The organism is Sodalis sp. (in: enterobacteria), from assembly GCF_036327475.1.
Lineage (GTDB): Bacteria > Pseudomonadota > Gammaproteobacteria > Enterobacterales > Enterobacteriaceae.
This window is the reverse complement of sequence record NZ_CP132913.1, coordinates 1,384,547-1,407,468: the sequence shown is the minus strand read 5'-3', so window position 1 is coordinate 1,407,468 and position 22,922 is coordinate 1,384,547. Positions and strand designations below refer to the sequence as shown.

16 protein-coding genes and 6 pseudogenes are annotated in these 22,922 nt (G+C 52.5%); 19 read left to right on the top strand and 3 right to left on the bottom strand.

The features are described from left to right. Positions 1-15: 15 nt before the first annotated feature. Positions 16-1,060, top strand: a pseudogene (gene mutL, locus GPOALKHO_RS07585) (DNA mismatch repair endonuclease MutL); the annotation flags it as partial. 169 nt (positions 1,061-1,229) lie between these two features. On the opposite strand, the gene GPOALKHO_RS07580 reads toward mutL, so the two are convergent. Next, entirely contained in the window at positions 1,230-1,493 is a 264-nt protein-coding gene (locus GPOALKHO_RS07580; RefSeq protein ID WP_406701978.1) for a hypothetical protein, read from the bottom strand. A gap of 105 nt (positions 1,494-1,598) precedes the next feature. On the opposite strand from GPOALKHO_RS07580, the gene GPOALKHO_RS07575 reads away from it, so the two are divergent. The 17 genes and pseudogenes from GPOALKHO_RS07575 (at position 1,599) to GPOALKHO_RS07495 (ending at position 20,378) form a co-directional block, all read left to right on the top strand. Continuing rightward, positions 1,599-1,844: a hypothetical protein gene (locus GPOALKHO_RS07575; protein ID WP_406701977.1), complete on the top strand. Its 246-nt coding sequence runs from the start codon at positions 1,599-1,601 to the stop codon at positions 1,842-1,844. 148 nt (positions 1,845-1,992) lie between these two features. Beyond that, a complete protein-coding gene (gene miaA, locus GPOALKHO_RS07570) occupies positions 1,993-2,931 on the top strand; it encodes a tRNA (adenosine(37)-N6)-dimethylallyltransferase MiaA (protein WP_406701976.1) in 939 nt (312 codons plus the stop codon). A gap of 119 nt (positions 2,932-3,050) precedes the next feature. Further along, positions 3,051-3,353, top strand: coding sequence for an RNA chaperone Hfq (hfq, locus tag GPOALKHO_RS07565; protein ID WP_406701974.1), 303 nt, complete (start codon positions 3,051-3,053; stop codon positions 3,351-3,353). A 75-nt stretch (positions 3,354-3,428) separates the two neighbouring features. After that, positions 3,429-4,736 carry a ribosome rescue GTPase HflX gene (gene hflX, locus GPOALKHO_RS07560; RefSeq protein ID WP_406701972.1) on the top strand — a complete coding sequence of 436 codons (1,308 nt, stop codon included), beginning with the start codon at positions 3,429-3,431 and terminating at the stop codon, positions 4,734-4,736. Between the two features lie 34 nt (positions 4,737-4,770). Beyond that, on the top strand, positions 4,771-6,027 hold the full coding sequence (gene hflK / locus GPOALKHO_RS07555) for an FtsH protease activity modulator HflK (protein ID WP_406701970.1): 1,257 nt from the start codon (positions 4,771-4,773) through the stop codon (positions 6,025-6,027). Between the two features lie 4 nt (positions 6,028-6,031). Continuing rightward, the gene (hflC, locus tag GPOALKHO_RS07550) at positions 6,032-7,048 is read left to right on the top strand and encodes a protease modulator HflC (RefSeq protein ID WP_406701969.1); all 1,017 of its coding nucleotides are present in this window, start codon (positions 6,032-6,034) and stop codon (positions 7,046-7,048) included. 3,214 nt (positions 7,049-10,262) lie between these two features. Further along, a pseudogene (locus GPOALKHO_RS07545) lies at positions 10,263-10,349 on the top strand (DUF2065 domain-containing protein); the annotation flags it as partial. A 141-nt stretch (positions 10,350-10,490) separates the two neighbouring features. After that, a complete protein-coding gene (locus tag GPOALKHO_RS07540) occupies positions 10,491-11,789 on the top strand; it encodes an adenylosuccinate synthase (protein WP_406701967.1) in 1,299 nt (432 codons plus the stop codon). 406 nt (positions 11,790-12,195) lie between these two features. Then, on the top strand, positions 12,196-14,649 hold the full coding sequence (gene rnr, locus GPOALKHO_RS07535; protein WP_406701965.1) for a ribonuclease R: 2,454 nt from the start codon (positions 12,196-12,198) through the stop codon (positions 14,647-14,649). 58 nt (positions 14,650-14,707) lie between these two features. Continuing rightward, positions 14,708-15,439 carry a 23S rRNA (guanosine(2251)-2'-O)-methyltransferase RlmB gene (gene rlmB / locus GPOALKHO_RS07530; RefSeq protein WP_406701964.1) on the top strand — a complete coding sequence of 244 codons (732 nt, stop codon included), beginning with the start codon at positions 14,708-14,710 and terminating at the stop codon, positions 15,437-15,439. Positions 15,440-16,326: 887 nt separating this feature from the next. Further along, positions 16,327-16,533, top strand: coding sequence for a hypothetical protein (locus tag GPOALKHO_RS07525; protein WP_406701963.1), 207 nt, complete (start codon positions 16,327-16,329; stop codon positions 16,531-16,533). 380 nt (positions 16,534-16,913) lie between these two features. Next, the gene (gene rpsF / locus GPOALKHO_RS07520; RefSeq protein ID WP_406701961.1) at positions 16,914-17,309 is read left to right on the top strand and encodes a 30S ribosomal protein S6; all 396 of its coding nucleotides are present in this window, start codon (positions 16,914-16,916) and stop codon (positions 17,307-17,309) included. A gap of 6 nt (positions 17,310-17,315) precedes the next feature. Beyond that, entirely contained in the window at positions 17,316-17,633 is a 318-nt protein-coding gene (gene priB, locus GPOALKHO_RS07515; protein ID WP_406703446.1) for a primosomal replication protein N, read from the top strand. Between the two features lie 4 nt (positions 17,634-17,637). Beyond that, the gene (rpsR, locus tag GPOALKHO_RS07510; RefSeq protein WP_406701960.1) at positions 17,638-17,865 is read left to right on the top strand and encodes a 30S ribosomal protein S18; all 228 of its coding nucleotides are present in this window, start codon (positions 17,638-17,640) and stop codon (positions 17,863-17,865) included. A 36-nt stretch (positions 17,866-17,901) separates the two neighbouring features. Beyond that, positions 17,902-18,354, top strand: a complete 453-nt coding sequence (gene rplI, locus GPOALKHO_RS07505; RefSeq protein ID WP_406701958.1) for a 50S ribosomal protein L9 — start codon at positions 17,902-17,904, stop codon at positions 18,352-18,354. 810 nt (positions 18,355-19,164) lie between these two features. Continuing rightward, positions 19,165-19,576 (top strand): annotated as a pseudogene (locus GPOALKHO_RS07500) (FKBP-type peptidyl-prolyl cis-trans isomerase N-terminal domain-containing protein). 213 nt (positions 19,577-19,789) lie between these two features. After that, a pseudogene (locus GPOALKHO_RS07495) lies at positions 19,790-20,378 on the top strand (inositol monophosphatase family protein). A gap of 169 nt (positions 20,379-20,547) precedes the next feature. Here GPOALKHO_RS07495 and GPOALKHO_RS07490 read toward each other — a convergent pair. Beyond that, the gene (locus tag GPOALKHO_RS07490; protein ID WP_406703445.1) at positions 20,548-20,640 is read right to left on the bottom strand and encodes a hypothetical protein; all 93 of its coding nucleotides are present in this window, start codon (positions 20,638-20,640) and stop codon (positions 20,548-20,550) included. 543 nt (positions 20,641-21,183) lie between these two features. On the opposite strand from GPOALKHO_RS07490, the pseudogene GPOALKHO_RS07485 reads away from it, so the two are divergent. After that, positions 21,184-21,315, top strand: a pseudogene (locus tag GPOALKHO_RS07485) (DUF1107 family protein); the annotation flags it as partial. A 136-nt stretch (positions 21,316-21,451) separates the two neighbouring features. On the opposite strand, the pseudogene GPOALKHO_RS07480 reads toward GPOALKHO_RS07485, so the two are convergent. Then, positions 21,452-22,401, bottom strand: a pseudogene (locus GPOALKHO_RS07480) (CNNM domain-containing protein). Positions 22,402-22,922 lie beyond the last annotated feature (521 nt).

Here is a 22,922-nt window from a genome sequence, read left to right as displayed (position 1 = left end):
GAGGACTCGATTATCGTGCCAATTCAGGTACTGACGCCACAGCTTGCAAACCAAATCGCCACCAGTGAAGTCGTGGAAACGCCCGCGTCCGATGGTAATTGAGCGCGCCGGCGCTGAACGTATCCGTATTCGTGATAATGGCAGTGGTATCGCTAAAGAAGAGCTGACGCTGGCGCTAACCTGTCATGCGATCAGCAAAATCGCCAGCCTGGATTGAAAGCATCACTAGTGTGGGTTTGCATTGGCCAGCGTAAGCTCCATGTCATGTCTGACTTTGCCTCGAACACTGCCGCGCAGAGCGAACCTGGCAAGCCTACGCCGAGGGCGCGAATTAGCGGTACGCTCAAATCCGCCACCCATTCGGTGGGAACGACGGCGGATATGGTGGATCTGTTTTACAATACACCGGCTCGGCACAAGTTCATGCGCACCGAAAGACCGAGTTCACCCATATCGATGAGGTCATTCGCTATATCGCGCTGGTCCGATTCGACGTGACATTCATTTTACAGCACGACGGCAAAACAGTGTGCCAGCACCACGTTGTCAGCCAGCATCTGCGCGGTTGGGCTGTCTTTGCGGTCCAGCATTGCCGCGCGAGCCTTGGGCGTTTCCTGGCAGCACGGCGATCTGGCGATACACGGTTGTGTAGCAGATCCGGCGGGCTGCCCGAGATACAGTACAGCTATGTTAATCGGCGCACGACAAATTGATCAATTACGCTATACGGCAGGCCTATCAGAATCAGCTGGCGAGAACGCAGCGGCCAGCATTTGTGGTGTTTCTCGATGTGGATCCGTATCAGGTTGACGTCAATGTCCACCTCGCCAAGCACGAAGTACGGCTTTATCAGGGGCGGCTGGTGCATGATTTATATATCAGGTAGTGGTGACCATCTTGCAGCAAAGCGCGGTGTCACGCCTGCCGATCGGCGACGATGGCGTGAGGCCGACGAGCGCGCCCGGAGAATCGCCAGGAATCCGAGCGCAATCATTTTTCCCTATCTGCCGGCGAGCCATTCCGGCTGCCGGAGGATGCTTCCGCATCTGGGTTGGCGGCGTCGCGGCATGCGGTCGTTGCGGCCGGCGAGGAGCGTCGTGCGGCGAGCGAGATGAGCGGGGATACGATCATGACCGCTGGTCGGTAAAGGTAGTTGATGAGCATGCTTCTCCGCAGTAGTCTTCCGGCGCGACGGCTCGCGGCGGCCGAGCACGGGACCGGAGCGCCAGCTATGCTGGCGCTCCGGTCATCAGCACAAAGAAGGCGCGCTGTACCGGCAGTTGGTGCAGACCGCGCCGCTGGCACAGGGGGCAAACGACACCGCGCGATATTTCGCCTCGGCCAGCGGATAGCGGTTCGCTGGCCGGCGACAACAACACGACACACACCGACGCCGCCTTCTCGTCCAGCACCATCATAGGTAGACGTCCGTCAGCACCGGGTCGACCGTCGCTGGTAATCCCCGCAGTTGGCAGGGTGGTAAGCCTGATCACGCCCTGCCATGCGTTGGTAGAGTCGACGAGCGGCTTGGCGATGCTCTCGCTGCCGGTTACCGAACGCGGGTTGGCTGAACGTAAACTGCGCCCGGTACGGAACAGTTGCGCGCTCAGCCGCCGCTGATTCTGCTGCGTATGACGCTGCGCGATAAAGGAGCCGTAGTGCTTAAACGCTATCAGCCACTGCTTCAGGAAATGGAAATCACTCTACAGATGCATCCTCATCAGGCAATACTGAATGCGGTACCTTTACCATTACGCCAACAAAATTTACAAAACTTGATTTCAGACCTGTTAGGCTACCGGCACGGTGAAACGTCGGTGACGCATCACCAGGTTGCGGTCTAGCTTGCCCGCCGACTACGGCGCAAATCGGTCGTCTGGAGCCATTCCCGGGCGATACAATTGCTTGCCTAGGTGGAGCGGCTTTGTCCGCGCTGGGTGAAAGCCCCGCCCGTAACACTGAATTTTGCGGCTGCCATTAAAGCCATAAACCATGACTGAGCCAACATTTCCGCGCCAGCCCCAGGCCATTTTCCTGATGGGGCCTACCGCCTCCGGTAAAACTGCGCTCGCGATGGCGTTGCGTCGGCACCTGCCGGTGGAGATCATCAGCGTCGATTCTGCGCTAATATATCGCGGTATGGATATCGGTACGGCCAAGCCCAGCGCCGACGAGCTGGCGCGGGCACCGCATCGACTGATAGATATCCGCGATCCGACGGAGTCTTATTCAGTGGCGGATTTCCTCCGTGATGCGCTTAAGGAAATGGCAGGAATCACCATGGCCGGCCGTATTCCGTTGCTGGTTGGTGGGACCATGCTTTACTTTAAGGCACTGCTGGAGGGATTATCCCCCTTGCCCCCAGCAGACCTAGAGGTACGCACACGCATTGAACGCGAGGCGGAAGCAGTTGGGTGGCAGGCGTTGCACCGGAAATTGCAACAGATCGATCCGATTGCGGCAAATCGTATTCATCCTAATGATCCACAGAGACTGTCGCGGGCGCTGGAGGTTTTTTTCGTTTCAGATAACACCCTAACGGAACTGACAAAAATATCCGGTGAAGCGCTGGCGTATCGAGTGCATCAATTCGCCATTGCGCCACTTGACCGCGCATTGCTGCATCAGCGTATTGCACGACGCTTTCATCAGATGTTGGCCAGCGGTTTTGAGGGCGAGGTCAGTGCACTTTTTGCCCGAGGTGATTTTCACCGGGAGATGCCGTCCCTTCGTTGCGTCGGCTACCGACAGATGTGGTCATATCTGACCGGCGAAACCGATTATAATGACATGGTGTTTCGCGGAATTTGCGCGACACGACAGCTCGCCAAGCGCCAAATGACCTGGCTACGTGGGTGGCGCGATCTTCATTGGCTGGATAGCGATGAACCCGCCGCCCTTGACAGGGTATTACAGGTTGTTAGTGTATAGGTTGGGTAGGTTGGGTGGTTGTGTACAATTAATGGTATTGAACGCGCTTTTACAACAATTATTTTATTTAGAGCCGTATGGTTCTTGTTACAAACAACAAGCACATAAGGAAAAACAGAATGGCTAAGGGGCAATCTTTGCAAGATCCGTTCTTGAACGCGTTGCGTCGGGAACGTGTTCTTGTTTCTATTTATTTAGTGAATGGCATTAAACTGCAGGGCCAGATTGAATCTTTCGATCAGTTTGTCATTTTGTTAAAGAACACGGTCAGCCAGATGGTTTACAAGCACGCCATTTCCACCGTCGTACCATCTCGCCCTGTATCGCATCACAGTAACAATCCGAGCGGTGATTCCAGTAATTATCACCACGGCAGCACCTCGGCTTCACAATTGTCGCAGCCGGAAAGCGATGACGCCTAATAGTGGCGCCTTAGCATGCTGTTGGCGCTAAGGCCAGATTATAGCTACAGTATATCCGCATGAGAGGTTGTACGCTTGTTTGACCGTTATAATGCCGGTGAGCAGGCCTTACTGGTCCACATCTTTTTTTCACAAGACAAGGATATGGAAGATTTACAGGAGTTTGAATCCCTTGTCTCTTCCGCCGGGGTAGCGGCGCTGCGCGTCGTTACCGGCAGCCGCAAGGCACCGCATCCAAAATATTTTGTCGGAGAGGGAAAAGCGAAAGAGATCGCGGAGGTGGTTAAAACCAGTGGCGCCTCTGTGGTCCTATTCGATCATGCTTTATCCCCAGCCCAGGAGCATAACCTTGAACGCTTGTGCGAGTGCCGGGTTATCGACCGCACGGGGTTGATCCTGGACATTTTTGCTCAGCGAGCGTGCACCTATGAGGGGAAGCTGCAGGTGGAGCTGGCCAAACTGCGTCATCTTGCCACGCGTTTGGTGCGCGGCTGGACGCACCTTGAGCGGCAAAAGGGCGGCATTGGGCTGCGCGGGCCAGGGGAAACCCAGCTCGAGATCGATCGCCGTCTGTTGCGGAACCGCATCAGCCAGATCCTTTCCCATCTGGAACGGGTGGAGAAACAGCGCGAACAGAGCCGGCGCGCCCGCACTCGGGCGAATGTCCCTACAATCTCGCTGGTGGGCTATACCAACGCCGGTAAGTCCACTCTGTTTAATTTGATGACCGAGGCCGAGGTGTATGTGGCTGATCGGCTGTTTGCCACCCTCGATCCGACGCTTCGGCGTATCAACGTCGGTGATGTAGGAGATACCGTACTGGCAGATACGGTAGGTTTTATCCGCCATCTGCCACACGACCTAGTGGCAGCGTTTAAAGCGACGCTGAAAGAAACGCAGCGGGCCGCTCTGCTGTTGCACATCGTCGATGCCGCCGATACGCGAATTAATGAAAATATCGATGCGGTGGACCAGGTACTGGCTGAGATAGAAGCCAACGATATTCCGACGCTATTGGTGATGAATAAAATCGATCTGCTTGACGATTTCGCGCCACGCATCGATCGCGATGAAGAGAATCGACCGGTTCGGGTGTGGCTTTCCGCCCACAGTGGTGAAGGGGTCACACTATTGATGCAGGCACTAACTGAGCGACTGACGTGCGAGATCGCGCGCCATGAGCTCCGTTTGCCCCCGCAGGCTGGCCGGCTGCTCAGCCGTTTTTACCAGCTGCATGCCATAGAAAAAGAGTGGGTTGAGGAAGATGGCAGCATAGGACTGGTGGTAAGGCTGCCCATCATCGACTGGCATCGTTTATGTAAGCAGGAAATGACGTTGGCCGATTATCTTTTGTCTGACTGTCCTTTGGGAACTCAAACCTGAAGAATACCAATTAAAGTAAAAATGGAGCGAAAACATGGCGTGGAACCAGCCCGGTAATAACGGACATGAGCTCGACCCGTGGGGGAGCAGCAATAATAATAGCGGCAATTCTGGCGGAAATAACCATAAAGGCGGACGAGAACAAGGGCCGCCCGATCTGGATGATATCTTCCGCAAACTCAGCCGCAAGCTGAGCGGGTTTGGTAATAAAGGCGGCGGTAGTGGCGCTAGCGCGCTGGGCAGAAGCGGCCATTATATCAGTCTGGCAGTGGCGGCCGTGGTGGTCATCTGGGCAGGCAGTGGCTTCTACACGATTAAAGAGGCGGAGCGCGGTGTAGTGCTGCGTTTCGGCAAATTCGATCATCTAGTTCAGCCTGGCCTGAATTGGAAGCCGACGTTCATTGATACCGTGACCGCGGTTAACGTGGAGTCGGTACGGGAGCTGGCAGCGTCCGGCATCATGCTCACCTCCGATGAGAACGTGGTGCGCGTCGAAATGAACGTGCAGTATCGCGTGACCGATCCAGAACGCTATTTGTTTAGCGTCACCAACGCCGACGATAGCCTGCACCAGGCTACCGACAGCGCTCTACGCGGTGTCATCGGTAAATACACCATGGATCGCATCCTGACCGAAGGCCGTACCGTGGTGCGCAGCGACACCCAGCGGGTGCTAGAAGAAATTATTCAGCCATACAACATGGGTATAGCTCTGCTGGACGTCAACTTCCAGGCAGCCCGGCCGCCGGAAGAGGTGAAAGCAGCCTTTGACGACGCCATTGCCGCGCGGGAAAACGAACAGCAGTATATTCGCGAAGCCGAAGCGTATTCCAATGAAGTGCAGCCGCGTGCTAACGGCCAGGCACAACGCATCCTGGAAGAGAGCCGAGCCTATAAAGCCCGCACCATTCTTGAGGCGCAGGGGGAAGTGCAACGTTTCGCCAAGGTGCTGCCGGAATATAAAGCAGCACCGGAAATTACTCGCGAACGCCTGTATATCGACGCTATGGAGCGCGTGCTGAGCAATACCCGCAAAATTCTGGTCAACGACAAGGGTAGTAATAATTTGATGGTGCTGCCGCTAGATCAGATGTTGCGCAATCTATCGGCGTCACCAGGCAATAGCAAGACGCACTCAAGCCGCTCAAGCAATGAGACGCTTAATTTGTTGCGACTGCCTGCCGGGGGCGCCAACAGCGGTGCAGCGGACAGCAATGCTAGCGGAACGGTCATGGATCAGCGACGTGCCAATGCACAGCGTAACGATACAACGCGTGAAGGGAGGGAGTAATCGGATGCGTAAGCCTTTATTGCTTATTGTGGCGATAGTACTAGTGGTGTTGTATGCGTCACTGTTTGTGGTGCAAGAAGGCCAGCGCGGCATCGTTCTGCGCTTTGGTAAAGTATTGCGCGATGGCGACAACAAACCGTTGATTTACAATCCCGGTCTGCACATAAAAATACCGTTTATTGAAACGGTCAAAAATCTCGATGCACGCATTCAGACCATGGAAAACCAGGCGGATCGTTTTGTGACGATGGAGAAGAAAGACCTGATTGTTGACTCCTGTATCAAATGGCGTATCAGCGACTTCAGCCGGTATTATCTGGCGACCGGCGGCGGTGATGTGTCGCAGGCGGAAGTGTTGCTGAAGCGGAAGTTTTCCGACCGTTTGCGCTCGGAGCTCGGCCGGCTGGATGTGAAGGGGATCGTCACCGACTCCCGCAACCGCCTGATGACCGATGTACGCGAAGCGCTTAATAACGGGACCTCCGGCGACGATGAAGAGACGCAGGCGACCGCAGCCGATAACGCCATCGCTTCCGCCGCCGCACGGGTAGAGCGCGAAACCAACGCCCCGCAGTCTGCGGTTAACCCGAACAGCATGGCGGCGCTGGGTATTGAAGTTGTCGATGTGCGTATCAAGCAGATCAACTTGCCGACAGAAGTGTCAGACGCGATTTATCAGCGCATGCGTGCAGAACGTGAAGCCGTCGCCCGCCGCCACCGGTCCCAGGGTCAGGAAGAGGCGGAGAAGCTGCGTGCTGCCGCGGATTACGAAGTGACCCGTACGTTGGCCGAGGCCGAGCGGCAGGCGCTGATTACTCGTGGTGAAGCGGATGCGGAAACCGCCAAGCTGTATGCCGATGCGTTCAGTCGGGATCCGGCGTTCTACGCCTTTATTCGCAGTCTGCGGGCGTATGAAAACAGCTTTAACAGCAATAATGATGTTATGGTGCTGAGCCCGGAAGGTGATTTCTTTCGATTCATGAAGTCGCCGGAAGATACCGCGCTCAGCCGTCGTCCATAACGGTTGCCTCGCACATTCAATCAGGCTCGAGTGTGCGAGGCACTTTCTCCCTAACCCGCCTTTTCGCTAGCGTTCCACTCTTTTGGTTTGAGTGCAGGCAGGTAGTAATAAGCTTATCCCGCCACGAACCGGTAAACCTTCTGCAACTGATGTGATTCGCATCGCTACACGGTTGTGTTTGATAGCATCCACGAACCGAAATACTGATGAGCATCCGCTATCCTAGTGGTTGCCCCGTTTTGCGGATATTTTCGTCACTGAGACATTTTTTAAACAATTACGCAACAATCAGCTCGTTTCTACGATTAATAAAATAATTAATGGTATAAATTTAACGGCTATTTAAAGAGGCTATTCATCATCTAATTTAACGTGTTTCACTGATGTAGTGATATGCACTCTATGATTAAATCACTTGAAGCGTTATTAATAGCAACAACACTGGTATTCACCTCACTCGCCACTTTGCCGGCCTTTGCTTGAGCATATAGCCGTGCTAGGTAATATCGCTAAGAATTGCGCAGAGCTTTGCGCCTGGACGGGGACCGGTTTCCCTATTCGCGATTTTACCCCCAGCGACGTGATGACTCCAAGATTGAACTCAACATGATGAAACTTGATGATGCATTGCGTTCACTGCATCGCATTGGTTTTCATTTTGATAAAAATTGAATCGTCTCTAGGTTTAAATCAGCATTTAAAATGTTCATGATCTCTATGAACGCTCACTTCACGGTTGGTCAACATTAGAGATGATACATACCGAACGATTATCCGATTGTCGAAAGAAAAAATTACAGAGAGATTTGCTCCTGTAAATAATGTCTCATGCAGATGCCAATCAAGCGAAGAGAGGTGCTGTCAGGTGAATCATAAAATAACGATTATGAGTTTCCACGCTATGAATTCTCGAGCAAAGAGGTTAACATAAGGATAATCACCTATATATACCATACCGTGTCCACTTAATCCTTGTGCATTGGAGGTTTTTATAATCAATGTTGAGACTATGAATCAAAGAAGATGCACAGTCTAGATGCAGGCCAAGCGAGACTCTCTCTGCATCCTAGAGATTATTCAAAACAGTACCAAGAAACAGCAAGGCTATTGGATTTGCCTGGAGTAAACTGTTATTGAAATCGATATAAATAGTACTCTTCCTTTATTAATAATAATAGCTCATTAGCCCATTTAGCCTATTAAAGCGGACTCGTTGGCGGAGGATAGCGAGCTTGCATGATACTACCTGTACCAAGAAAGAATGCAAGTCATCCATTTCCCATGTCAAAGTCATGAAGTTTATACGATAGCCTCTATCGCAATGGTCTGGAGCGAGGAAAGAAGGCTTGATGTAGGGAGACCTATCTTACTGGCGAACCTGTTATCTAACGATACGATATCCTGATTGAGCGTGCCAAAAATTCAGCCTATTAAAAATCGACCTGCGACTGACGATGCGTTTGCGGGGGCGCTTCCCGGCATACTCAGACTCGGTGCCTCAATGAACCTAAAACGCAGTATCGAATACCTTTGGCGACATTGTTTGTTCAACAATCAAATATTGTGAATTAAGGTGTCCTCCCATCATTCAATGCAGAGCGCACACTCTGGAACGTGTGTCTAATCCTCTGTGATGAGAAGATCGAGGGCAACAGCCTGACGCTTATTATGTACATCTGTTACGCATACACTTAGTAAGGCGAGTAAGAGGATTTTTCAAAGAGTGGCCGTGGGGGCGTATCGCGATCGTCAACAAGCTCATTTTCAATAACATTGAGCGAACAGCAGCTTTATTGACCTAAAACTTGATAAACGGGAACCTCGTATTACCTTTAAGTATTATAACTGAGGAACAGAAGCAGACTGTATAAGACCATTGACTATTAGTATCCGCTATCCTTATTTTAGCCTACTTCTGAACACTTAGCGCTATTTTTACTTACCTCTTTTTCTGCTAGTCATCCTAGTCGCCGGTTTCGCTATCGTCTATGTTTGAGCAAATCAATGGTTTCTGATCTCGCTGGTTTCTGCCATTGATTGTGCTGTGTCATCCAGAACATAGCCTCAACGATTAGCTCTTATGTCTCCAAATCTAATAAACCTACTGTTTTACAAATCAACAATTGGTGGTTAATAAATATGATGAAATACAGTTCACGATAATACCTTTTAGGCAGATTGAAAGAAGCGTCTTATGTTATGAGTTCGTTGAACTGACGTTTAGATGTCATTTAATCAGCTAACGAGACGTGTCGATAAATAGCTTAAGTCGTAATGAATATAGGTTTGCTTAATTCTTTTATGTCGCTAGCGCTTAAGTCATAAACGGTCTTAGCCTTGAAGGTAGGCTGAATAAGAGATGGCATGTAAATCTCGCCTGGTGAGTGATGATATTTTGAATGTATGGATTATGGGTATTATAGTGTTGCCATTTAACATGCTGAACGACTTGATATAGCATAGAATGATCAATATTGGTAGGAGTCTGCTATATGGCAAGATTCATGTCTCAGTGCCGTAAAAAGGACTGCGAATAGATGTGTAACGGTTCATAATGTCTTGTACAGATGTCCGTAAGAACACTTGCAAATAGGCAATATAACATTCTGCCTTGACAATTATGAATTTTCACATTTCTGGACAGGGAAATACACATTATAAGAGCTACCTTTTCTAATCGGTATCACAACAGACACTACTATTGACCTTTTCCACCCGATTCCTGTGCTTCTAAAGCGTTTGAATCAATGCCAAGAATTATGAAACAAATCGCCCAGGGATCTTATGAATCGCTTTCTTCACTTTCTGCGTGGAAATCCACTCCTTAGTCATACTCGTAATTAACACCGCAATTCATATGGATCCACAAATAACGGTTGCGGAGCGGGGTGGGCTGAACAGTTTTCGCCATGCTTAGGATGGGCAACGGCGTCACAGAAGACGTTGACGCCTCTGTCCTGCCGTTGGTCACTGCCGTCCATAGACATACGGTGTCGGCTTTGCCTTCGCGCTGGCGTAGCGGTACCTGACATGGCTAGGATAATTCGTAGTGAGAATCACACGTCAGTGGCTGTGCTTGCCGTACGTCCTTCCCTAGCGCCTTATTTAAACATGATGATAACCTCCAACAAGAATTTCCATAGGCTCTTTGAAATTGCTCGCGCTTAATGTAATAATATTAAATTATTCGGGCCTTTTTCTTTGAGGTTATGTCATAAATCTGACAATTTGGATGACGCTCAGTGTGGTGCTGAAGGGATTAAGGCCGATGTTGTTTCCCGGCGTCTGGCGCAAGATGATAAATTCGTGACGACGCCGCCGGATAGAAAAATGGGCGCGTTGATCGCAGCGTAAAAACAGCGCGAACCGGCTCGAAAAAGTACTGAAAGTCATGGATTCAGATGGTAGAATTCATTTTTAAGCAATTTGGTGAAGTGAAGAGATGGGTAAGAACGTCGTTGTGCTGGGCACCCAATGGGGTGACGAAGGTAAGGGCAAGGTCGTCGACCTGCTGATCGAGCGGGCTAAATATGTTGTTCGCTATCAGGGCGGACACAACGCCGGTCATACTTTGGTTATCAACGGTAAAAAAACCGTCCTTCATTTGATTCCCTCAGGCATTCTGCGTGAAAATGTCGTCAGTATCATCGCCAATGGCGTCGTGCTATCGCTGGAAGCGCTGATAAAAGAGATGGGAGCGCTGGAGGCGCGGGATATTCCAGTGCGCGAACGCATGCTGATTTCCGAGGCGTGTCCACTCATTCTTGCCTATCATGTAGCGATGGACGTCGCGCGCGAAAAGGCCCGCGGCGCCAAAGCCATCGGCACCACCGGCCGCGGTATCGGCCCGGCCTATGAAGACAAAGTGGCGCGTCGCGCGCTGCGCGTAGGCGATCTGTTCAATAAAGACACCTTCGCCGCCAATCTGAAAGAGGTTGTTGACTACTATAACTTCCAACTGGTGCAGTATTACCAAGCTGAAGCGGTGGATTATCAAACGGTGCTGGACGACATCCTGGAGGCGGCGAACGTTCTGACTGGGATGGTGGTAGATGTCTCCGAGCTGCTAGACACCGCTCGCAAACGCGGCGATTTGGTGATGTTTGAAGGCGCCCAGGGAACGCTGCTGGATATCGACCACGGCACCTATCCATACGTTACCTCCTCTAACACCACCGCCGGCGGTGTCGCAACCGGCTCCGGCCTCGGTCCGCGCTATGTGGATTATGTCCTCGGCATCGTCAAGGCGTATACCACCCGCGTCGGCGCTGGCCCGTTTCCCACTGAGCTGTTTGACGACACGGGCGAGTTTCTGTGCGCCAAGGGTAATGAATTCGGCGCCACCACCGGCCGCCGCCGCCGTACCGGCTGGCTGGATGCGGTAGCAGTACGCCGCGCAGTGCAGATCAACTCTCTTTCCGGTTTCTGCCTCACTAAGCTCGACGTGCTTGACGGCCTGCAAGAGGTGAAAATCTGTACCGCTTATCGCCTGCCTGACGGCCGCGTGGTAGAAAGCACCCCATTGGCGGCGGAAAACTGGGAAGGTATTGATCCGATTTATGAGACGTTGCCGGGCTGGAGCGAGAGCACTTTCGGTGTGAAGCAGTTCGACAAGCTGCCCGAAGCGGCACGTCGCTATATCAAGCGTGTAGAAGAGGTGATCGGCGTGCCAGTTGATATCGTTTCGACCGGGCCTGAACGTAGCGAAATCATGATCTTACGCGATCCGTTTGACGATTAACGGCCATCGGGCGTAAATCAGCAAAAAGAGAGAGAGCAAACCGGGCTACGCCCGGTTTGTTTTTATATGTCAATACGTTATCCTTCCCTTATTGCCGACCAACAAGTTTTATGGCCTGTTTGGTTCTCAAGGGTTACTATTATTATGTTTTCCTTTTTACCGGTACGAATACCCCGCTAGGGTTTGGTGGGCTTACCAAGGATAGCGTATTGGTTGTAGCGCGGAAACAGAGGTTGACATATTGCCTGCCGTTGAAAACAGGTGTTGCCGCAGGCACTCATAGAGTCCATCCATCATTTTGTGCCTGGCGTGGCCGGCATGATGGCCCTAACCACCGCTCCACAAAAAACGTGCGCGTACCTGCTAGCGGCACGGTAATCTGTTTTGACATTATGGAGATAGCTCAATGTCACAAGATCCCTTTCTGGAAAGAGAGGTAGAAAAATACGCGTTCCCGGTGCCAAGCCGAGAATTTATACTCGCCCATTTAGCTAAGCGGGAAAAGCCAGCCAGCCACGAGGAGTTGGCGCAGGAACTGGATATCAGTGGTGAAGACCAACTGGAAGGCTTACGCCGTCGCCTACGTGCAATGGAGCGTGACGGGCAACTGATTTTCACCCGTCGGCAGTGCTATGCGCTACCGGAGCGTCTGGATTTGTTGCGCGGTACAGTCATCGGTCATCGAGACGGTTTCGGTTTCCTGCGCGTCGAAGGTAGCAAGGATGATTATTATTTGTCCGCCGAACAGATGAAAATGGCCATTCACGGCGATGTCGTCATGGCGCAGCCGCAGGGCGCTGACCGCAAAGGCCGCCGCGAGGCGCGCATTGTGCGTGTGCTGGTGCCGAAAACTAGCCAGATTGTGGGCCGCTTTTTCATTGACGCCGGTAGCTCGTTCGTTGTGCCAGACGATAGCCGTCTCAGTTTCGATATCTTAATCCCGCCAGAATCGACTCAGCGCGCCCGCATGGGGTTCGTGGTGGTTGTGGAGCTGACCCAGCGCCCGACACGGCGCACCAAAGCTATTGGTAAAGTGGTAGAGGTGCTCGGCGATAATATGGGAACCGGCATGGCGGTGGATATTGCACTGCGCACCCACGATATTCCCTATGTCTGGCCGCCGGAGGTCGAACAGCAATTGGCGGATTTAAAGGAAGAGGTGCCGGAAGCGGCAAAGCACGGCCGTATCGATTTACGCGCACTGCCCTTGATGACCATCGATGGCGAGGATGCGCGCGACTTCGATGACGCGGTATACTGCGAAAAAAAATGCAGCGGAGGTTGGCATCTATGGGTGGCGATTGCTGATGTGAGCTATTATGTCCGGCCACATACGCCGCTGGACCAGGAAGCAAGCCGTCGCGCAACTTCGATCTATTTCCCCTCGCAGGTGATCCCGATGCTGCCTGAGGTGCTGTCCAACGGGCTGTGCTCCCTCAATCCGCAGGTGGACAGGCTGTGTATGGTCTGTGAGATGAACATTTCCGCCCAGGGGCGTCTCTCTTCTTATAAATTTTACGAAGCAGTGATGAATTCTCACGCGCGCCTGACTTACAACAAGGTTTGGCAGATCTTGCAGGGCGAGCAGGAATTGCGTAGCCATTACGCGCCGCTCATCCAGCCATTGACTCAACTGCATGAAATGTATCAGACACTGGAACAGGCCAGGTTGCAGCGCGGCGGCATCTCCTTTGAAACCGAAGAGGCTAAGTTCATCTTCAACGCGGAGCGCCGTATCGAGCGCATTGAGTCGGTGAAGCGCAATGATGCTCATAAGCTCATCGAAGAATGCATGATCCTGACGAATATTGCCGCGGCGCGCTTTGTCGAGAAGCACAAAGAGCCTGCACTTTATCGTGTGCATGACCGGCCAAGCAATGACCATATTACCTCGTTGCGCACGGTATTAGGCGAACTGGGGCTGACATTGGGGGGCGGCGATAAACCTGAGCCTAAAGATTATGCCGATATGATGAATTTGGTCATTGGCCGTCCTGACCACGAAATGCTGCAAACCATGCTGCTGCGATCGATGAAACAGGCGATTTATGATCCTGAAAACCGTGGCCACTTCGGACTGGCCCTGCAGGAATATGCTCACTTCACCTCGCCTATCCGCCGTTATCCAGATCTTGCGCTGCATCGGGCGATCAAATATCTTCTCGACCGACAGAATGGCGACGTCAGTGGACGGGCCACACTGACCGGCGGTTGGCACTCCGAACTGGAAGAGATGTTGCAGCTAGGCCAGCAATGTTCGCTCAGCGAGCGTCGCGCCGATGAAGCGACTCGCGACGTGGCGGACTGGCTGAAGTGCGATTTTATGCATGATCACGTTGGGCAAGTATTCAGCGGCATTATTACCAGCGTTACCAGTTTCGGTTTCTTTGTGCGTCTCGATGAGCTGTTTATCGACGGATTAGTACATGTCTCATCGCTGGATAATGATTATTATCGCTATGACAACATCGGCCAACGGCTGATAGGCGAGTCCGGCGGCAGGGTGTACCGGCTCGGGGACGCAGTAGAAATCCGTGTTGAAGCCGTGCATATGGACGAACGTAAAATCGATTTTTCATTGATTTCCAGCCGCCGTCAGCCGCGTAGTGCCGGCAAAACCGGGCATCAGCGCGGCGGCGTGCAAACGGCCCAGGGTGCTCAGACAACTCAGCCTGCGGCGCACGACGCAGGGCGCGGCAAAAGCAGTCACGCCTCTTCGGCGCCGGCCAAACTACCAACCGAGGACACTTCGCGCAAGAAAACCTCCATCGAGAGCACTACCCGTAATAAAGCCGCTAGCGGTAAAACGCGCCGCCGCAGGAAACCCGACGTGGCTTCCGGTCGCTCAGAAAACTATTAACTGCGACGTTTATTAGCACAAGCCTAAACGGGCCGGCAGGCCCGTTGACGAGACGATCATGAGTGAAATTATTTACGGCATTCATGCCGTACAGGCCCTGTTGAAGCGCGATCCTCAGCGTTTCCTGTATGTGTATTTGTTAAAAGGACGCGACGACCGCCGCTTGCGGCCCCTGGTTCAGCAACTCGAACAGGCCGGCATCGTTATTCAGATGGCCAGTCGCCAGTGGCTGAATGAGAAAGCAGAGGGCGCGGCACATCAGGGTATCGTTGCCAGCGTGCAGGCAGGCCAGCAGTTCCAAGAGAACGATCTGCCAGCGCTACTGGCACAACAGGCCGCGCCGCTGCTGCTGGTTTTGGATGGCGTTACAGATCCGCATAATCTTGGCGCCTGCCTGCGCTGCGCCGACGCCGCCGGTGTCCATGCGGTAATAGTACTGCGCGATCGCTCTGCGCCGCTGAACGCCACCGCCAAAAAGGTCGCTAGCGGTGCCGCGGAAAGCGTACCGCTGATCCGCGTCACTAATCTGGCACGTACGCTGCGCTTGCTGCAAGAGCATAATGTGTGGATCGTCGGCACCTCCGGCGAGGCAGATCAGCATCTTTATCAAAGCAAACTTACCGGGCCGCTGGCGCTGGTGATGGGTGCGGAAGGTGAAGGCATGCGGCGCCTGACCCGTGAATATTGCGATGAGCTCATCAGTATTCCCATGGCTGGCGAGGTTTCGTCCCTTAATGTATCGGTTGCTGCCGGAGTATGTCTATTTGAAGCCGTGCGGCAGCGAGGTTAGACATCTTCTCGCGGACGCCGGTGGGCGCTATCGACTCGGTGGGCTAAGGCGCTTTTCAATTATACCCACTCTATGAGCTATACGTATGTTCGCCGCACCACGGCCATGGCGGCATAAACGCCAAGTAAATGTTTGTGTCCTCGTTGTTGTCCGTTTTCACCTTGACGACGTAACGCGCGCCGTCCGGGGTATTCGCGCCGATGAGCCCCTAAATGCGTGCGTGCGCCGCACCATCCCCTCTGTGTGCCAGACGCCTGGAAGTGCCGTTCGATCATCGGGATCTGGTAATAATGCGCCTGACGTTCATCCGCCTGACGTTGAATGGCGTTTTTCGGACTGTGACGTCATTCACGGTGATTTTTCCTGTTCAGGTCAGCGAATTTACCTTATTGCGGCTGATTTCCACTTTTCACCGCCTATTTTTCAGGCGCTGGTTTGTCGTTGAACGCGCTACATTTCGCTAACGGCAAGCAGCAAAAGACGATCGTCAAAAGAAGCCATTTCATAGCTAAATATCCGCAGTGCTTAGTCGATTAAAGTATAGTGAAACCGGCCGCAGTGGTCATGATAATGACCGGACGCTGTGGCGACAGGATGACGTGGCGCGACGTGTTACGGCGAACGCGGGAACAATGAGTAGAGATACATCAGGAGTACGTTGGCTACATCGAAGTGATACATGCGGTGCCGGTGGGCGGTTATACTTTAGGGCTGCCAATACTGTTTTACGATGGCCATACTTTCTCCAAAGAGGTCTGTGGTTATTTCCGCTGGCGCTAGCCGGGTTCCATGTGATCCTGCCGGATGCTCTTATGCCATGGTGCCCGCTTGTTTAGGATATTTTAGCAGACTGATGGGCAACGCGTCGGCATCTCTACGGCGCGTCGATGAGCGGCATGACGGCGCTATGGGCGCTGGCGCGTTATGGTTGGCTATCGTCTGCCGCGGCACTGATGGGATCCGGCGATTTTATGCGGCTCAGCCGCACACTCTTTCCGCCGGTGACGCTGGAGGATGCGCCGAATTGTGAACGGCGCTATGGGCGCTGGCGCCGCTGGTGGACTACGATGTCTTTCAGCAGCTGGATAAATTGAGTGATCGACTGTTGCTGCTTTGGCATGGCGATGCGGATCCGCTGGTACCGGTCGGCGGAAAGCGCACGACTGTATCAGACGCTAGTAACGCGCGGAGCCCATCATCGGGTACACTATTTACCGAGCTGTAGATTTAAAATTATCGTTGGTGCTCTCGCGGCCCACTGTCGCTTTTTTTTGGGACGTCCTTTAGTGTTGTGGCTGAACGCCGAGCGAAAGCCGCGTAACTCAGAAATAATCCGCCGAGATCCTTGTGTTTAGTCGACTGGGTAAGTACAATTGCGCGTCATTTTTCGACCGCACACTTATCACGTTTCTTGCTTCCATGGGCTGCGGTTGACAACTAACAGGAGGCTGAATAATCCGTAAGGAGCAGTTCTATGTGTCATTACGAAATCGTTTTTATGGTTCATCCTGACCAAAGCGAACAGGTTGCCGGCATGATCGAACGCTACGGCACCCTTATTACCGGTGCTAAAGGCCGGATCCATCGCCTGGAAGACTGGGGCCGCCGTCAGTTGGCTTATCCGATCAACAAACTGCATAAAGCGCACTATGTTTTACTGAACGTAGAAGCGCCGCAAGAAGTGATCGACGAGCTAGAAACGGCTTTCCGCTTCAATGACGCTGTTATCCGCAGCATGATTATGCGCGTTAAGCACGCTGTGACTGAAGCGTCTCCTATGGTTAAAGCGAAAGACGAACGCAGCGAACGCCATGAAGATTTCGCCACTGAAACCAACGAAGACTCCGATGCTGAGGATTCTGAAGAGTAATCGATGATGACGGCGAACCGTCTGATACTGTCGGGCAGTGTGTGCAAGACACCCATCCGTAAAGTTAGCCCGTCAGGTATTCCGCATTGCCAGTTCGTGCTTGAGCACCGTTCTATGCAGCAAGAAGCTGGTTTTTCACGCCAGGCATGGTGCCGACTGTCTGTAGTGGTCAGTGGAAAAGATACTCTAGATATAATTCGCAGTATAACGGTTGGCACGCAAATCACCGTGCGGGGGTTCATCAGTTGCCATCAAGGACGTAATGGCCTCAGCAAGATAGTTCTACATGCCGAGCAGATTGGTTTGATAGATTCTGGAGACTAGCCATATGACACGTTATTTCCGTCGTCGCAAGTTCTGCCGTTTCACCGCGGAAGGCGTTGTTGAAATCGACCATAAAGACATCGCTACTCTGAAAAACTATATAACCGAAAGCGGTAAAATTGTCCCGAGCCGGATTACCGGTACTCGCGCTAAATACCAACGTCAGCTAGCCCGCGCAATCAAGCGTGCGCGCTACCTTTCCCTGTTGCCGTACACTGATCGTCATAAGTAATCGGTCATTGTTCACTAATTCTTTGAGAGGATGATAATGCGAGTTATTCTACTTGATAAAGTTACCAACTTGGGCGGTGTGGGTGATCAGGTTAATGTTAAGGCGGGTTATGCTCGTAACTTCCTGGTGCCGCAAGGAAAAGCCGTGCCGGCCACCAAGAAAAACGTAGAGTATTTCGAGGCGCGCCGTGCTGAACTGAGAGCCAAACTGGCGGACGTTCAGGCTGAAGCCGAAGCACGCGCTGCGAAAATTAATGAACTTGGCAGCGTCACCATCGCGTCGAAAGCAGGCGATGAAGGTAAACTGTTCGGATCTATTGGTACTCGCGACATTGCGGACGCGATTACTGCCGCCGGCGTCAACGTCGAGAAAAGCGAAGTGCGTCTGCCGAGCGGTGCTCTGCGCACAACTGGCGACCACGACGTTAGCATTCAGGTGCACAGGAATGTTTTCGTTACCCTGAATGTGGTGATTGTGCCAGAAACGTAAGAGATTATGCAATCTTAAAATGCCTTCTCCGTGCCAGCACTTTGCTATTTCGCCTGCACAGAGGGCAGCAACCGGCCGGCTGAGCGCTGGTTTTTGCTGGCGCGTAGGGGCAGCGGCGTTAAGGCGACGCCGACAGAATGGCCATCGTCACTGGTGGCTGATGTCGAGCTGGATCGCAACGCATCAGGCTGGCTGAGCCGGCTATTCTATTCCAGCAGCGTCAGGACGCCCTGTATCGTTTTGCACGATGCGAACTCCTGCCCGGCTCATGCTACTTATCGGTTTATCGTTGCCCTCTACCCGGGCCATGGAAGACATCCGCTACTGGCAGTTATACGCGCGGGGCAACTGAGCCAGCGCCTTGCCGTTTCGGAACGGCAGAGGATGTTGCATCATTGTGAACCACCGGTGCCGGAGTTTCGTTGGACCGTAGGGACAAGTAAACCGATAGCTACCAGTAATGCGATAATCAGCAGCCAGCGCCGATTGGCGCGCGTTCATCGCCCTCAACGGCAGGCCGGCTGATGTCATCAGCGAGAACAAACGGAGATGGCATACCCCGCAGGCCGTCCAGGCTCGGCAGCGAAAGCTCGTTGACGTGTTTTCCCTTGGAGCAATCTACCCATGATCACATCTCTTGCAAAACTGTGCCGTAACCCGAGAAGTATAGAACGGTGTGAGATGAAGCTCCATCTCTATTTTATACAGTGACACTGACGTTAAAGTGAGACGTCATACTATTTGCACGTGGGATTTTACCCTAACCGCCCGCGCTGCTATGCCGCATCTTTCGCTGTTAAAGGACATGTCATAACTAGCTCCTCTTACAACAGCGTTGAAGCCCAGGCGAGCTACGGTATCGGTCTACAGGTAGGCCTGCAATTGGTGGAATCCGGTTGCCGGTGGGCGTTTGGCGATAGAAGGCAATAAGTTCCTAGCGGACAATGCCGACTAAGGAGGGCGTTATACTGACCGAATCAGGCCTGCAATTTAAAGTCCTGACCAAAAGGACAGGGCAATCCCCCTCTCGCCAGGATCGCGCCGGCTGGCTACTGGATGGTATCGTGTTTAACGGTTCGAAGCGCTGACGTTGATGCCGGTCGGCTTGCGGTGGGAGTTGTATATTCCCCACAAACTGACCTACGGTGAACGCGGCACGGGCGCGTCCATTTCGCCTTTCTCCGCGTTGATTTTTAAAGTGGAGCCGTTTGAAATTCTGTAAACCTGTGGGACGCGCGCCGACGCGTTTCTCCTCTCTATATGTCGGCAGTCCTCTTGACGGCGTAGCGTTATGCAACTTCTCCCGTTTGGGGAGTCAAAGAGTTATTCACTCCGGATAAAATATTATTATTATTATTATTATTATCTTAAGGCTCATCTTCGAGGTGGATTATGATTGATAATTACCCTTTCACACGACGCCAGCGCTGCCATCATGCAGGTCCACAACGACGAAAAGCTGATGGAGCTGAATCAGAACGATTCGCCGGTTACCGCCGCAGATCTGTTGTACATTGGGTCATCACCGCCAGTTTACAGGCGCTGACGCTTGGACGGCACTAATGGGTTTCTACGCCGTAATGGTGAATTTTCGGTCAAGATTGCGCTTCGAGGGCGGTAAGCCGGTGATGGGCGTGGTCTATGTGCCGGTCACAAATTGGCTTTATGCCGCAGCGGACGGAAAGCCTGGCGTATTGACGAGCACGGCGAGCGTGAGCCATAGAGGTGAGAGAAGCGCGCCCGTCGCTGGTGGTGCTGAGCCGTTCGTACGGTAACAATGCGGAGCTATAGGATTATCCGGTTCGCCCGCCTGGGCGAGCATCGAAACTCTGTCTGGTGACGGGAGGACGATGCAGCCTTATCCGCGCTTTTGGGCGACCGGTGTCTGGGATACCGCCGCAGGGCACACGGTGGCCATGGAGGCCGGGGTTCAAGTCAATGATTGACAGGGATTGGCACTAGATTATAGTCCGCGAGAATCTTTCTTGAATTCCGGCTTTCAGGTGTCGTTGTTCTGGCGCTGAGCGCCGGCGGCGATCATGCCGCGGGCGGTCTATCCACTGCCAATCTCGCCCCGCCGACAGCCGCTTCTGGCTCGCCGGCATTCATCGGTCCTGTTCGCGCAAGGGGGCGCTGGATACGACTGACGACCGGGCGTATTTCCTCCATCGTTAACAGTCTCTCTTCGGCCCATCACACATCTCCTCGAGCGTTAAGCAGCACTATGGTCGAACTTTTGCTTTTCAACTGCCAGCCATGACGCACAACGCTGTTAGTGTCGTCGATAATCTGCTACCAGGGATAGCGCTGCGGACTCGCCTCGATTTGGTGGCGGATGAATCAGCTGGTGGCGAAAAGGCGTAGCCGCGATCGACGATGATTGATGATTGTCGTCGTTTGGTAATATTCTCACGGTAATCTTACCTTGCGTAGTGTTTCAATCAACGCGGTATTTATTTTGCGCGCCGAGGTACGGGCCATTATGATCGCAGATTACTGCCCCTAATGCATGACCCTTACAAGGCGGAACCAGTTCACCGGTGCGCAGCAGATGTGCATGCAAAGGGAGGAAGAGGTAACATACCGGTAGATCGATGAGATAGCGCATAAAACCCTTGTTATTAGGATCTAACAGGGTCCTCTTTGACCCAGTGTGTGCAAGCACATTTGGGACAATTACTGTTTGTAGGAATTTTTTTATACCATACTGTTAAATATGTAAAAGCAACAATGCATCCTGTGAGAGCGTGAACTGTAGTGTTGTCGAACTTCCAATCGTAGTAGTCAGTACCATAGGAAGAAGTAATCCTGTGGGAGGAAAGTACAAAAATGAGAATCTTCCATCGCTATAACGCAATAAAAGTAGCCAATTACGTAAAGGCCTTATTTCGCGACACACCTTACATCAAGGGCATCGGCGCTTTTTAGTTTGATAAAAGTAAAATTTTGTTGCCAAAGGTGTGAGATAGACAACATCTCAGCGTCATGTCTGAAATCAATCGTCAGGCCAACGACTCCAGCTAGGCATGGTCTAAGAAGCTTTACGGTGAACCGCCACTGTAGCTATTACGCCTCCGCCGCGCGTCGGGGCTTTTCATCACTGCGGCCATAATCTCAGGCGACATGGGCATTGTTGTAGGACGCCGGCGACAATAACAGGGGATTTCTCCTCGCCACACATAACTAGCAGCTGATCTATTTAGTTGTCGATATCCACACACCCCAAACTCGTGGCCAGCATATCAGGCAAAATCGGTGCGTTTTGGGATTTTGTGTAGCATAAACTCATGAAGCCGTTGATGGTTTTGTAGTTGCCTGATCGCGGAAACTTATCGATGTGCAGCGCCCGCATCACATCATCAATCGGCGTACCGCCCTCAATCAGCCAGGATTTCGTCGCGAGCGACAATCTGTTCCTCCAGCCCCTGTCTCATAAAATCCCTCATAAGCGTGGTTGTCACATCATTAAGAGTAATTACCGACCATTTGATAAGTTCATGTTCTTGCCTTGCGCAGTACGCCGACCAGCGTCCACGGCCTCCAACACCGCGTAAATATCGTCGGAAGTAATATCGCCTTTGTGCACTATGGGCAATTTTAGCATTCTGAATCTGAAAACGATGCTGGCCAGACTGTTAAACAGCCACACCAGCGGACAGAATACCAGCGAGCAGAAGCGTATTGGGTTTGATGATCTTGACGGCATAACTTTCCGGGAGATTAACGTGATGCGTTTCGATGTCAAATCGGCAAGCAGAATAAACATGCCGGTCATCAGCGAGAAGGGACAAAGGAAGTTCAACTGTTACGCCAGCTTGGGTGACATGAAGTAAGCGAATACCTAGGCAAACGGAAAAGGCAGCGTCGCCAACGATGCTTCCGAGGATAGCTGCGACGTTGGGGCTATCTGAATCGCGGTAAAAACACGCCCGGCGTCTCTTATAATTTGAGTACGCGCTGCTCATTAATAACCCCCTTGTCGGCCAACAATTTCAATTTTATTTTGCACGAAGCGGCCAGTGATATCTCTGATATCGAAAAAACTATTTAGCATAAGTTAACCAGTTCATAAGGAAGCGCCGGCGCCCTATAATGGCGAATGTGCGTGAACATATCGTCTCAACGCTACGGCGACTGTATTGCACGAACAGCATAGTAGCGTCTGTCATCGCGCTGCCAATACCGCTTAACGGGCCGGCGGCAGGCACACGCCAATGCCCTCGAGGGCGCGATAGCCGCTGTTATGTTTATATGATATTATTTATGTTTATTCTCGACATAATAAAAGGGCGTCGCGGGTTCCAGCGCAGTCGTGATGGGCTAATTATCGCCGACGGCGGCCATCGTTTTGGCAAAGCGGCCGGGCTTGCACACGTGGCCTCGCACTGTGCATCATCCTGGAGAAAGAGCGCCGAGCGGTACTGGTTGCCGATAGGTCGAAGTGGTTCTGCAAGAATAACCCAGTAAAGCCGTGTAGGGGATGATGCGAGTGGTAGGGTTGGGATATAGCCGCCGGTATAGCCAGCTGCAGTACTGTTACCGGGCCATTGCCAGAACAGCCGCTCCAT